The sequence below is a fragment of the Leekyejoonella antrihumi genome (assembly GCF_007845645.1).
Classification (GTDB): domain Bacteria; phylum Actinomycetota; class Actinomycetes; order Actinomycetales; family Dermatophilaceae; genus Leekyejoonella; species Leekyejoonella antrihumi.
Genome location: NZ_VCQV01000063.1, coordinates 1 through 13,238, shown reverse-complemented (window position 1 = coordinate 13,238; position 13,238 = coordinate 1). Strand labels below are relative to the sequence as shown.

The window sequence follows — 13,238 nt, the reverse complement described above, 5'->3', positions numbered from 1 at the left end:
TGCAGTACGTGCCAGGCCTGACCGGGATCAAAGATCGCGGCAACGAGATACAGATCGGCGCACGTGTAACCCACCGCGAGATCGAACGCTCCGCCACACTTACTGACCGGGTACCCATCCTGCCCACGTCGGCACGGCATATCGCGCATGCGCAGATTCGAACACGCGGCACTCTCGGCGGCAGCATGGCACATGCCGATCCATCTGGGGAGTGGCCAACGGTCCTCTTAGCCCTTGGTGCGACCATGCATGTCACAGGGCCTCACGGAGATCGAACGATCGCAGCAGACGACTTCTTCGATGGGCCATTCACTTCGACTATGTCCTCCGACGAGATTTTAACGCACGTGACTGTGCCGACTATGAGGACCGCGTGGTCGTTTCAGGAGGCCGCTCTCAAAGCGGGCGACTACGGACTCGCACTCATTGCCGCCACGGGAACGCCTCGTGATGGCGTACTTACCGATCTTCGGATCAGTGTGGGTGCGGCGGTGAGTTCCGTGACCCGGCTGGCGTCGGTGGAACGTATTCTAGTAGGGGTACCCTTGACGGCTGCGCTGGCGGAGGAGGCCGCTGCAGTGGCCTCCAAGGCGGTTACCCCGATTTCGGACATTCATGGAAGCAGCGACTACCGGCGGAAGCTGGTCGGCTCGTTAGTCCGCCGCGCCGTGGTCGAACTCAAGAACGGAGCCTGATGTGTCTGACACTCCCGAAGAGCGCATGGACGTCTCGATGTCGATCAACGGACGGACTTACCGGGCGAACATCGAAGTCCGCAAAACGCTCGCCGACTTTATCCGCGACGATGCCCACCTTTCAGGCACCAAGCTCGGCTGTGAGCACGGCGTCTGTGGAGCGTGTACCGTCCTCCTCAACGATTCGCCCGCCCGGTCCTGCCTGACCTTGGCCGTCCAGGCCAACGGCGATCAAGTCCGCACAGTGGAAAGTCTGAGCGATGGGCACGATCTGAGCCCCCTCCAGCAGGCATTCCGTGAGCAGCACGGCCTCCAGTGCGGATTTTGTACGGCAGGCATCCTCATGAGTGCATCAGCGCTGCTTGAGGAGAATCCACATCCGACTCGAGGTGACATTGTCGATACCGTATCCGGGTCACTGTGCCGGTGCACCGGGTACCAGACCATCATCGCGGCCATTGAGCAAGCCGCTGCCGAGAGCGTTCATGACTCGAGCAGTACGGAGGATGACTGATGCAGACAATTAAGACGCACCAGCACATGACGACTCCAGTCATCGCTGCTCGCTCAGTCGGCTCGCGGGTCTTGCGTTCGGAAGACCCACGATTGCTCAGTGGTCGTGGCGAGTTCATCGCTGACATCGACTTGCCTGGACAGTTGCACGTTGCGTTCGTGCGAAGTCCGGTCGCCCACGCGCGTATCACTCACATGGATCTTTCGGGGGTCCGGGACTGCGAGGGGGTCCACCTCGCGTGGTCCGGCGACGATGTGCTGCCGTTCTGTGAAGGCATCGTCGGCGAATTCGCTGTCGAGGGATGCAATCCCACGACGATGCCACTTCTTGCCAGGGGAGAGGTGGTCTACGTCGGTGAGCCGATCGCGGTGGTCGTAGCGGAATCGCGGTATGCCGCCGAAGATGCGTGTGAACTGATCGACTGGGAGTTCGAGGAGCTGCCGGCAGTCACGGACGCACACGCATCCCTAGCCGTACTGAACGTCGCCAACTCGCAGTTGCCAAACAATCTCGGCTTGAAGGGAGGCGGGTCCTTCGGTGACGTCGCCGGGGCCTTCGAGCGCGCAGATAAGGTCGTCGAGGGGCGCTACTACACCGGCCGCGTCTCGGCGTCGCCCATGGAGACCCGCGGAGTCATTGCCAAGTATGGATGGGCATCTAAGTCCGTGCAGGTGTGGTCTAACACGCAGATGCCGCACTTCCTGCGATACATGCTCACTGCCTATCTCGGCTTTGCCGAGCAGGACGTCGAGGTCATCACTCCTGACACAGGCGGAGGTTTCGGGCAGAAAGCACACGTCTATCCGGAGGAGTTGATACTTCCTCTTCTGTCTCGTGAGGTCGACTGCCCGGTCAAGTGGATCGAGGACCGTCGCGAGAATCTGATGGCTGCCGCTCACGCGCACGAGCAGTTCATCGATATCGCCTACGCCCTTGACAACGACGGTCGCATTACCGGTGTCCGTACCCACGCTCTGGGCGACGGCGGCGCCTATCACGCGCCGCCCTGGACAATGGCGGTGGAGCCGTGGTGCGCGGTCGTGATGACACCGACTGGCATCTATGCCGCACCGACGGCCGAATACACCTACACCGCTGTGGCCACCAACAAGACCCCTGTCGGCGCCTATCGAGGGGTCGGCTACATGGCCGGGACACTCGCGCGTGAGTGTCTTGCCGATGACGCCGCTCGGGCGCTGGGGCTCTCGCCCTTTGACTTCAGACGACTGAACGTCGTGCGTGAGTTTCCGTGGACGAACCCTCAAGGGATCGTGTACGACGAGGGCAGTTGGCTGGAGTCGATAGATGTCGTCGAGCAGATGGTTGACTATCCGGCCTTCCTGCAGCGCCAGTCCGAACTGCGCAAGAAGGGCCGGTACCTCGGCCTGGGACTCAGCGTCTTCGTAGAAAGCAGCGGCGAGAGCACAGCAACAAGCCTAGAGCACGGCCTCGGCGACGTTTACCACGACACCGCCACAGTTCGTCTCGGCCCCAATGGCACTGCCAACGTCGCCATCGGGCTGTCCGCACAGGGTCAGGGTCTCGCGACTACCGTCGCGCAGATGGCGGCGGACACGCTGGGGATCAACGTCGAGGATGTCAGCGTGGACACAGCCCGATCCACGGCGCACGCCTACGGCTCAGGCACTTTAGGCAGTCGGGGCGCCGTTATTGCGAGCGGTGCCGTAGCCCGTGCGGCTGGCGTGATTCGGGAGAAGGTGCGGGCCGTCGCCGCCAGTATGCTTGAGGCATCGCCAGACGATATTGAATTGGTCGACGGGCAGGCCATGATCAAGGGTGTCTCCAGCTCCTCCGTATCTGTGGCCGACGTTGCGACCGCGATCTACTTCGATATCGACTCATGGCCCGATGACTTTGAGCCCTCACTCGAGGCCACGCAGGCATACGACACCTCGAGGGCGATGTTCAGCAACGGAGCCCATGCAATCGTCGTCGAGCTCGACCCCGAGACCGGCTTCATCCGATTCGAGAATGTCTACTCAGTGGAGGACTGCGGCACTGTCATCAACCCCAATATCGTCGAAGGGCAGATCCGCGGCGGCGTGGTGCAAGGCATTGGCGCCTCGGCCTTCGAGGAACTCGCCTACGATGAGAGTGGCCAGTTGCTGACTACCACGTTCCTCGACTATGGGCTGCCAACGATGGACGTCGTCCCGCCGTTCGTCATCCACCACATTGAGACGCCCTCAAAGCACTCGGCTGCCGGCGTCAAGGGGATGGGAGAGTCAGGTTTGATCGCCGCCCCCGCCGCAGTCCTGAACGCCGTCAACGATGCGCTGAGCCCGTTCGGAGTAGTTCTGCGCGACCTTCCGTTGACGCCGGAAAAAGTCCTTGCTGCTATGGCGGGTGGTGTTATCACGACAAGCGCGCCGACCGCCGAAGCCGTGGGAGAGGACAGACCCAAGTGACCCGTGTCGACGTTGCGCTGTTCCAAATTGGGTATGGGGATGATGAGAGCCTTGCTGATCGTGTCGGTCGGGTATGTGAGTGGATCCGCGAGGTCGAACGCCCAGATCTGATCGTCCTACCCGAGTTGTGGGCGCATGGCGGGTTCGCTTCAAGTTCATGGACGAGCACGGCCGAGCTGCTGGACGGCGCCACGGTGGCGCAGTTGTCCAGCGTCGCCAGGAAAATGCACACATGGATACATGCGGGCTCGATCATTGAGAAGGCCGACGAAGGGTCAGCCCGCGGTCCCGAGGACCGCGGGCTCTGGAACACCTCGGTGCTTTTGTCCCCCGAGGGGCACGTACACACGACGTACCGCAAGATCCACCGCTTCGGATTCGGAGAAGGGGAGCCGCGCCTGCTGGAAGCGGGTCATGAGCTCGCCCTCACCGACCTCGACTGGGGCACCGAGTCGACCCGTGCTGGTTTGGCCACCTGTTACGATCTGCGCTTTCCAGAGATGTTCCGTAAACTTGGCGAACGTGGCGCTGAGCTGGTTTTGCTACCGGCGGCATGGCCGATGCCCAGAGTGGAGCATTGGCAACTCCTCGGACGCGCGCGTGCACTGGAGAACCAGTGCTGGATGTTGCAGTGCAACACTGCGGGAACGCACAGCGGTTTGGAAATGGGTGGGCACAGCCAGATCGTGGCTCCCACCGGTGAGGTCATCGCTGAACTCGGTTGCGACGAGGGCGTTCTCACTGCTCAGCTCGACCTCGACATGGTCCAACGTGTACGAGCCGACTTCCCCGTCCTCGACGACCGGAGACTCTAGTTCGTTCGGCGCAGCAGAGGCAACGGCCTCGCCCCTGGCCGGACTTCCGCGGATGGTGGAAACACGATTCGTCGGACACGGCCTGTGGTCTGCGTAAACGTGTGTGAGAACCTTGGGGTCGTGTTGTTATGTACCGCTGTCGGCGCGTACTGGGTCAGTCGGTGGTACGGACGGTGAAGTCGAAGAGACGGGCGCACTCGGGCAGGCCGAGCGCGTCGACGACGACCTGCTGCGGTCGCGGAGCGTTGCGCGACGGTGCGACGCCCGAAAAGGACTGGTACTGCGGCTGATAGGAGCGTGCGGCATGGACGGCCAGCGCGTGGCTGGCCGGTGGTCGCTGCTGTTAGGTGGGGGTGATGGTCACGTGATGGCCGAGGACTTCGAGTTGGTGCATGAGGTTGCGCGTGCGGCGCTCGGTGTGGATCGAACGCGTGTAGAAGTCGGTCGTGACTCGTGGAAGCGGGCGGTCGGGTTGGCGAGCAGGCGCCACACGATGACCAGGATCGATCGGGCAACCGCGACGGATGCTTTGATCTTGCCGCGGCGTTTGACCGGGCGCCGGTAACACCCGGCGGTCGGGAATTGGCCCATGTTCAAACCGACTTCGGCGATGATGGTCTGCGCGGCGAGCAGACCGACGCCGGTGATCTCATCGAGGCGTGCGACAACGGGAAGCGGTTCGGGTCGCCGAATCGGCCGGGTCGGTGCTACCCGGTGGCGCCGCAGCAGCGGGGATGTCCTCGATCAGCTGCGTGGCCCGCGCGGTCAGCGCGTGGATCTTGGCCGTCAGGGCGTCGATCTCTTCCAGCAGCATGTCGATCAGCTCGGCGTGGTGCTCGTCGAAGCGTCCGGTCAGGGCTTCTTTGAGTGCTGCCCGTTTGGGTCACAGGTTGCCCAGGGCCAGCTCGGCGAGGGCTTCCGGGTCGCGTTCGCCGGCGATCAGTGCGTCGAGCATTGCCCGGCCGGACTTGCCGGAGATGTCGGTGGCGACGAGTCAGACAGCTTGATCAGGCTGTCTTCGGGCAGCTTCTCGATGCGCTGCTTGTGCCGGGCACGGTCGGTGGTCAGGTCGACTCGCAGCCGGGTGTAGTCGCTCAGCTGCCGGATCTGCACCGGCGGGATGACGCTGGGTCGCAGCATGCCGCGCTCGTTGAGCTTGGCCAACCCCACACTGTCGAGCTTGGGGGTTTCGGGTCTGCCCGGGACGTTCTTCACGCCATGGGCGTTGACCAGCCAGACCAGCAGCTCGCGGGCTTGGAGCAGGTAGACGAACGGCCGCCAGTAGTCTGACGTCGATTCCACCACCACCCGCTCGATGTGCTGGGTGGCCAGCATGTCGGCCAGTTCCATGATCGCGGTGGTGGTCGCCTTGACCTCCCATCCCTTGGTGCCGCGACGCCCGTTTTTCGGGGGATGCGGCGCCCTGGTGCAGACCATCCCCGAGGCCTTGGCGACGTCGATCGTGGCGACGCGATACACCAATGTCAAGCTCCTCACCGTCATCCGCGACGTCGATCTGTTCTGGTTCACGACTCACTCGGGAACCTCCTGGGCTATCAGTAACTGGACATGGGACGCCTGGGGCCCTCGGTCAGGAAACCGAAACTCTGGTCCGAGTGCTCGAAGCAACAGTGCGCGACCCTTCCCAGCGCCAGACTGACTAGCGGGGGCTGAACTACCAAGGAAGCGTCGGCGTCGCGGGCGACCCACCCCCATTTTCACGTCGGCACGACGCGCCCCCCAGGGCACAAGAAGGCTGACAACAAATAGAGTCAATCGGCGAGGACCCACACTTCGCGGAACTTGGTGTGGAAGGTCCAGGTGGAAATGTGACCGGCAGGTAGGAACGCCTGCATTCCTGGAGTCAGGTTGACCTTGGAGCCGTTCTGCAACTCGATGGTCACCTTGCCCTCGAGCACGTAGATGATCTCGTTGAATTCGAGCTTGTATGTTGTTTTCGAGGGCTCGCACTCGAAAACACCGGTACCTCTGGCACCATTCGCGAAGTCCTCGTAGAGCGTGAAGCCGCGGCCGGCGGGCTCGCCTTCAAGGATGGTGACGCCGTCAGGCTGCCACGTCTCCAAGTCGACCGTAGCGGACTCGACGGCTTTGATCTCGTTCATGATTAACCTTTCGATTAGTGTGGCTGCATGACACCGCAGGGAGGGCAGGTGCGCTCCGGCCATAAGAACGGCAGGGGTACGGGGATCATCGAGTCAATTCGGTGGCAAGCCAATCGGCCATCCGGAGGCGCGGAGCCGGACCAAGGTTGTGGCAGCAGTGGTCACCTTCAGGCTCGATGTCGATGACGAGCTGCGCGTTGGTGGCGTATTCCTTGACTTGGTCCACCTCGGTGATGGGTGTCTCATCCTTCGCCCCATGGAGGATGTAAGTGGGACAGGTGAGCCCGGCAAGCACTGGGCGCACATCTATGGCGTTACGGACACGGATCTGTGCCGTTTCCAGATCGGGTGAATTGGTCACGTACTTCCAGCTCTGTTTGGTCATCGGGTACTCGAAGTCCCAGTCGTCCATCTGCACGAAGCCCCCCCAGGACACACAGGCGCGGAACCGGTTGTCCTTCGCAGCCGAGCGGAGGGCATAGTGGCCCCCGAGACTGCGGCCCAACACGCCGATCCGGTCACTTGCGAGAGTGTCGGTAAGCGTGACGAGGTGGTCGAGAACACGGGAGGCGTACCGGTCATAGTCGTCAGACAGCGCAACGTCTTGGAGCATTTCGCCCTGACCCGGCCCGTCGAACGTGAAGGTGGCGATACCCCGCTCGAGGAGGAGGTTTTCGAATAGATAACTCTCCTCCTTGGTGCTCTCAAGCCCGCCGAGGAGCACAGCGCACGGCACAGGCCGCTCCGCGTCGGTGGGGACGCGGAGATAACCAATGATCGTGGTGTCGTCGATGGGCAAGTCGACGCGGGCAGCCGGGGGGTTTAGCAGCGGCGCCGCGCGATGATACAGAGTGGCTTTCCGGAGCTGGCCCTCCTGCCGGCGTTCATCGAACCAGAGGAACTGGGCATACTGCGCGGCCATCGAGCCGACCCAAAACCAGTAGCCGGCGGTGTGAGCGTGACCGTCAGCGATGGCGGCCTCACCCATAGTCTCGTAGCTGTCGGCCCGACTCATCCAGAAGTCAAACCAGGTAATCCCGGGGTCGCGGTCGCGTGCCGCGATCAGATCGGCGAATGGGAGGCCGTCCATCAGTAGGCGGCCCCAGTTCAGCATCTCCTGTTCAGGTGTCGGCGTTTGCTGGGTCACGGTCGGCATCTCTTCTCCATCTGTTGGCGTGCGTTCTAGCATCTTCCCGACTAACCAGCGAAACACGGTCTACATGATCCGCGAATCCGAGCGGACTCTTTGACGCCCACCGAGTATTGCGTCGCCGCTGGCTCGATATTTACAGATTCTGCTCATCCGGCAGAGAGCTTTTCCGTGCATGGAGCATCGGTGAGTGGTTCAGCTGCGAGACACTGTGGGCTCGGAGCATGCAGACAACACAGTAAGGACAAGCGGTGAGTAGACCTGGAGCCTCCGGAGGGCTGGGCGCATCGGCGAAGCGGTACATAGGACAGCCACGACGACGACGTGAGGATCCGCGCCTACTTCGAGGGGAGGCGACGTACGTTGACGACGTCGACGTGTACGGACAGGTCTTCCTGAGCGTGGTGAGATCGAGTGAGGCGCACGCTCGGATCCTGTCGGTCGACGTCGAGGAGGCACGTCGAGCCCCCGGAGTTCGCCTTGTCATGACCGCGGATGACATCTCCGCGGTCGTACCGCTCGAGGACATCGGCTACCACGAGGTATACCCGCAGATTGACGACTACCGCCACCCTGTGTTCGCCTCGGACCGAGTTCGTTACGTTGGGCAGCCCGTCGCGGCGGTCGTCGCTGATACGCCGTACCTCGCGGAGGACGCCGCCAACCTGGTTGCCATCACCTACGATCACCTGGCTCCCGTGCTCGACCCACAGGAGGCGATGGCAGAGGCCACCGATCCGCTGTTCGTGGGTCTCGCCAACGAGGCTGTGCGCATCGAAAAAACGTACGGCGACGTCGAGCAAGCGATCTCGCAAGCAGCGCACGTTGTGAGGGGCCGCTACGACGTAGGCCGCCACTCGGGGGTACCAATGGAGACCCGGGGCTGTGTTGCGGAGCCGGACCGCGGACGCAAGCAGTTGTTCATGTGGGGTCCAGTCCATACACACGACTGCCAGCGGCTGATCGCCAAGGTACTGGGGCTGCCGCTCGCGGACCTGCGTATGAAGCACGCCGACATCGGGGGCAACTTCGGTGTTAAGGGCGGAGTGTTTCCTGAGTACATCATGGTCGGTTGGGCAGCGTTGCGCCTCGGTCGCCCAGTCAAGTGGACCGAAGATCGTCTTGAGCACATGGTCGCGACCTCGCACGCCCGCGAACAGATCCATGAATTGGCTGCCGCTTTCGACTCCGAGGGAAGGATTCTCGCGCTGACGGATGAAATCTGGGTCAACCACGGAGCCTTCCTTCGTCAGGCGGAACCGCTCTGCAGCGACATCACTGTTGGTATGGTGCCAGGGCCCTACCGGGTTCCTTCCTACAAGGGCGTCCTGCATGCGGTGGTGACAAACAAGACGCCCTCTGGGGCGTACCGTGCGCCCGGGCGGTACGAATGCACATTCGCCCGAGAGCGCCTCCTCGATCAGGCCGCCGATGAGCTCGATATCTCACGAGTGGAGATCCGTCGCCGCAATTTGTTAACGCACACCGACCTACCGTTTGAACCCGGCATGGACATCTGCTTCGAGCCGTACCACTTCGACTCCGGGGATGTGGTCGACCACTTGGAGAAGACGCTTGCATCGACCGACTTCTCGGCGTGGGAATCGGAGGCGATTGAGCTTCGCGCCCAGGGCCGTCTCGTCGGCAACGGGATAGGCATCTTGATGGACAAGGCCGGGCTCGGAATGTACGAGACGGGCGCCGTGGACGTCGATGAATCGGGTCGAGTCCGAGTCCGCACTGGTGCCTCGTCAATGGGCCAGGGAATCGAGACGGTACTGGCCCAGATAGTGGGGGAGGAGCTGCAGATCGACCCCGATCTCATCGACGTCGTGCACGGCGACACCGAGCTGGTCCCCGAGGGTGTGGGGTCCTGGTCGAGCCGGTCGACGGTGTTGGCGGGTGGTGCCGCCCGACAGGCAGCGCTGGACACGATCGAGAAGGCAAAGCGCTTGGCAGCGACGATGCTGGAAGCCAACGTCGAGGACCTCGTTTTGGAGGACGGCCGCATTGTGGTCATTGGTGCGACGAACCAAGGTTGTAGCTTAGGAGAGATCGCAGCACAGTGGGACGGATGGTCCGCTCGTCTTGCCGGTGACGAGCCGGGGCTGGGCGCCAAGGCCGTATACGTCGACGCGCACATGAACTACCCCTACGGTGTCACTCTCGTTCAGATCGAGGTCGACCCTGCAACCGGTGGGCACACACTCCGGCGGTTCCTCACGAGCACCGAAGCAGGTTGTGCGATCAATCCTATGACGACCCGAGGTCAGGTGATCGGAGCAGCGGCCCAAGGCATCGGCGGAGCGCTGTTCGAGGAGTTCAGCTACGACGAATCCGGTCAACCCCTGGCGACCTCGTTTATGGACTATTTGCTGCCCGGCGCACAGAACGTCCCGGACATCGAGTTCTTCATGACTGAGGACGCGCCAACCCCCAACAACCCCTTCGGAGCAAAGGGGCTTGGCGAAGTGGGCCTCATCGCAGTGGGTGCGGCTGTCGCCGGAGCAATTGACGATGCCTTCCGGGATAGTGTCCAGACCACAAAGGTACCGGTTACCCCGGAGAACCTATGGCGCCGAGCTAATCCTGACGCCGATGTCTAGTCCGCTGAGCGGGTGTCAGTAGTGCAGATCTAGACGCGCGTACATGCGGCTGGAGACATGGCGGAGTAGGTCGCTGACCAGCCGTTTCTGAGAGGAATCACCGTCGTCCGCGCGTCGGTCGAGCAGTTCCGGGCCGAAGGTGTCGAATGGCCGCCCGGGTTTATCTCGAGCGGCACCAAGCTTTACGAAGGCCGAATTGTGAGTCGACGGAAGTACGTCGCCTGGCCGGCTCACGAACGACCACCGATAGAGGAGACGTTCTAGTGAGTGTGACAGGCAAGCAGGTCCACGACCCCCGACTCGTGAGCCCTGACCGCGGCGTGGTCACGGTATGGTCAGATATCGGCTGCCCATGGGCGTCGCTAGGACTTCACACGCTGTTGTCGCGCGCCAGGGAGAGGGACGTTGATGTCCTGGTTGACCACCGTGCGTTTCCGCTCGAGCTGTTCAACAAACGCGCCACCCCAAAAGGAATCATCGATGTGGAGGTGACGGCGATCGCTGGCCTCGTGCCGGCGCTGCACTGGCGTCAGTGGATTGGGTCAGAAGCCGAGTATGTTGTTTCAACTCTGCCAGCCATGGGAGCGGTGCAGGCAGCAAAGGACTTGGGAGTCGGAGGCCTCCGCGCAAGCAACGAGCTCGACAGCAGCCTCAGACGCGCGTTCTATGAGCGTGGCCGCTGTATCAGCGTGCATGCGGAGATCTTGAAGGCCGCGTCGATGTGCCCGTCCATCAACCTGCCCGCGCTCGAACACGCGCTCGAACAGGGTCAAGGACATGCAACGGTATTCTCTGACTGGCACATCGCAGACAGTCCGCTGGTAAAGGGAAGCCCCCACTTCTTCCTCGGTGACAGGTACGAAGCGCACAACCCAGGTGTCGATTACCACTGGACCGCGCCTCCAGGGGAGGGCTTCGTGCGGTTCGACCATTACGATCCTACGTGGGCCGACACATTGCTCGATCTGGTCGAGCGCTAAAGAAGGAGCAGACGTGTCCGGGCCGGTGGGCGCGACTCCGCGACACCCCTTGGGTCGCCGATCGGCACAAACACGATCCCGACACCCCGAACGCCCCGATCAACCGCGGAACCTCGGCCTGATATGTCGGGAAGGGGAACGACCCGTCGGCGCCTCGCCAACACGGGCAGGGCTACAGCCAATTGTCACTTGGCGACGAAGATGCTGTGAATTTTGACGGTTCGCGTAGTACCCGGCAAGTGAGCCACGCGACAAACTGATGTGAACATCCAAAGGAGGGTTCTCTCGCATGAGAAGCGTTAGCCCGACCAGCGCAAGCGGGCCCAACCATGGGCGAAGCCGTGGGGCGCAATCGTGAAGCCACCGCAGTTCGACTATGTCGTCGCTGCATCGGTAGAGCACGCGATTGAGCTTCTGGAGGCTAACGAGGATGCCAAGGTGCTGGCAGGAGGGCAGAGTCTCATCCCTCTACTGAGCATGCGCTTCGCCAGCCCCACAATGCTCATCGATATCTCACACATCGCCCAACTGCGGGCTGTGCGGTGCTCCGACGAGGTTCTCGCTATCGGCGCTCTGGCCCGCCACGTCGAGGTCGAGCACGACCCCGTCATCCATACGGCTGCTCCACTTCTCGCGGCGGCCGCGACCTGGGTTGCGCATCCGCAGATCCGAAACCGCGGGACCATTGGTGGAGCGATAGCCCACAGTGACGCAGCGGCAGAGTTCCCGGCAGCGCTCCTCGCCCTCGACGCTACGATCGTGACGCGCTCTCAAGCCGGCGAGCGTCGGATCGCAGCCGCCGACTTCTTCGGATCCCACTTCCAGACCGCGCTCGATCATGGAGAGCTGCTCGTCACCTTGGCCATACCGGTGTCAGATGCGCACATGCGCTGGGGCTTCTACGAGTTTGCACGCCGAAAAGGGGACTACGCTATCGGGGGTGCCGCAGTCAGCGTCCGTCTCGACGATGACGGAAGGTGCACCTCGGCGCGAGCCGGCCTCATTTCTGCCGGGCCGGGGCCTACGCTCGCCGAGGGTCTAGACCAAGAGCTGGTAGGCCGTTGGGTCGATGCGGCGGCAGTCGCGAGCGCCGTCGCCAGAGCAGCAAGTTCGATTGCCCCAGCGGACGATGTTCATGGAACCTCGCGCTATCGACGGGCCGTCGTGGCGGAGTCGTTGCGGCGTGCACTCCACCAAGCGTTCGATCTTTCAACTGTCCACACAGGGAGAGAAGCGGTATGAAGACTCGCGTCATCGTCAACGGTGAACAGTACGAGCACGACATCGAGCCGCGCATGCTCCTTTCGGATTTCCTGCGTCACACGATCGGTCTCACCGGTACCAATGTCGGTTGCGAGCACGGAGTCTGTGGGAGCTGCACCGTGTTGCTCGATGGCGAGCCGATCCGGTCCTGCACCACGCTGGCGGTGCAGGTCGACGGCAGGCGACTGACAACCGTTGACGGTCTCGCGTCCGACACCAATCTGCACGGCCTCCAAGAGGCGTTTACCGCCTGCCACGGCCTGCAGTGCGGCTTCTGCACACCTGGCTTTCTCATGACCCTTCTTCCGGTCTACAACGCCGGACGTCGGTTGAGTGACGAGGAGATCCGCGAAACGATCTCCGGGAACCTGTGTCGGTGCACCGGCTATCAGCAGATCGTCGAAGCCGCACGGATGGCGTTGGATCAAGCCGCGCAGCTTGCCGAGGATGCACCAGCGACGGGCCCGGCGCCGGGTGACAGTCCGCTCGGCTGACGTCCAAGCCAGCGTGCGAATGATGTGATTCGAGGCTGAGGGGGAACCTAGCCTGCGTCTTTCACGGGTTGAGGTGTGACGCGCGGTCGGGGGACGTGAAAGTGCCTGTGCTGTAAGAGATACTTGGGTTTGCGACAACTCAGGATCTCTACAGGACAGGCACTTTCAA

General features: G+C 62.5%; 12 protein-coding genes. 8 read left to right on the top strand and 4 right to left on the bottom strand.

Features of this window, described 5'->3' with window-relative positions; translation table 11 throughout:
* From FGL98_RS23710 to FGL98_RS23695, 4 genes are all read left to right on the top strand, one after another.
* Nucleotides 1–695 (top strand): FAD binding domain-containing protein (locus FGL98_RS23710; RefSeq protein ID WP_146321160.1); only part of this gene is annotated, 695 nt, incomplete at its 5' end.
* Between the two features lies 1 nt (nucleotide 696).
* On the top strand, nucleotides 697–1,209 hold the full coding sequence (locus tag FGL98_RS23705; protein WP_146321158.1) for a (2Fe-2S)-binding protein: 513 nt from the start codon (nucleotides 697–699) through the stop codon (nucleotides 1,207–1,209).
* Nucleotides 1,209–3,638: a xanthine dehydrogenase family protein molybdopterin-binding subunit gene (locus FGL98_RS23700; protein WP_146321155.1), complete on the top strand. Its 2,430-nt coding sequence runs from the start codon at nucleotides 1,209–1,211 to the stop codon at nucleotides 3,636–3,638. Before FGL98_RS23705 ends, FGL98_RS23700 begins: the two co-directional genes overlap by 1 nt.
* Nucleotides 3,635–4,453 carry a carbon-nitrogen family hydrolase gene (locus FGL98_RS23695; RefSeq protein WP_146321153.1) on the top strand — a complete coding sequence of 273 codons (819 nt, stop codon included), beginning with the start codon at nucleotides 3,635–3,637 and terminating at the stop codon, nucleotides 4,451–4,453. Before FGL98_RS23700 ends, FGL98_RS23695 begins: the two co-directional genes overlap by 4 nt.
* Before the next feature lie 649 nt (nucleotides 4,454–5,102).
* On the opposite strand, the gene FGL98_RS25995 is transcribed toward FGL98_RS23695, so the two are convergent.
* The 4 genes from FGL98_RS25995 to FGL98_RS23680 form a co-directional block, all read right to left on the bottom strand.
* The gene (locus FGL98_RS25995; protein WP_222432387.1) at nucleotides 5,103–5,267 is read right to left on the bottom strand and encodes a hypothetical protein; all 165 of its coding nucleotides are present in this window, start codon (nucleotides 5,265–5,267) and stop codon (nucleotides 5,103–5,105) included.
* 125 nt (nucleotides 5,268–5,392) lie between these two features.
* Nucleotides 5,393–5,932 (bottom strand): IS110 family transposase, encoded by a 540-nt coding sequence (locus FGL98_RS25990; RefSeq protein WP_246136714.1) that lies wholly within the window; start codon nucleotides 5,930–5,932, stop codon nucleotides 5,393–5,395.
* A 293-nt stretch (nucleotides 5,933–6,225) separates the two neighbouring features.
* Nucleotides 6,226–6,576, bottom strand: a complete 351-nt coding sequence (locus FGL98_RS23685; RefSeq protein ID WP_146321151.1) for a cupin domain-containing protein — start codon at nucleotides 6,574–6,576, stop codon at nucleotides 6,226–6,228.
* An 85-nt stretch (nucleotides 6,577–6,661) separates the two neighbouring features.
* A complete protein-coding gene (locus FGL98_RS23680; RefSeq protein WP_222432385.1) occupies nucleotides 6,662–7,732 on the bottom strand; it encodes an alpha/beta hydrolase family protein in 1,071 nt (356 codons plus the stop codon).
* Between the two features lie 245 nt (nucleotides 7,733–7,977).
* On the opposite strand from FGL98_RS23680, the gene FGL98_RS23675 reads away from it, so the two are divergent.
* The 4 genes from FGL98_RS23675 (at nucleotide 7,978) to FGL98_RS23660 (ending at nucleotide 13,069) form a co-directional block, all read left to right on the top strand.
* Nucleotides 7,978–10,332, top strand: coding sequence for a xanthine dehydrogenase family protein molybdopterin-binding subunit (locus FGL98_RS23675; protein ID WP_146321149.1), 2,355 nt, complete (start codon nucleotides 7,978–7,980; stop codon nucleotides 10,330–10,332).
* A gap of 302 nt (nucleotides 10,333–10,634) precedes the next feature.
* Nucleotides 10,635–11,312: a DsbA family oxidoreductase gene (locus FGL98_RS23670; RefSeq protein ID WP_222432384.1), complete on the top strand. Its 678-nt coding sequence runs from the start codon at nucleotides 10,635–10,637 to the stop codon at nucleotides 11,310–11,312.
* 354 nt (nucleotides 11,313–11,666) lie between these two features.
* Nucleotides 11,667–12,554 (top strand): FAD binding domain-containing protein, encoded by an 888-nt coding sequence (locus tag FGL98_RS23665; protein ID WP_146321146.1) that lies wholly within the window; start codon nucleotides 11,667–11,669, stop codon nucleotides 12,552–12,554.
* Nucleotides 12,551–13,069, top strand: coding sequence for a (2Fe-2S)-binding protein (locus FGL98_RS23660; RefSeq protein ID WP_146321144.1), 519 nt, complete (start codon nucleotides 12,551–12,553; stop codon nucleotides 13,067–13,069). Before FGL98_RS23665 ends, FGL98_RS23660 begins: the two co-directional genes overlap by 4 nt.
* Nucleotides 13,070–13,238 lie beyond the last annotated feature (169 nt).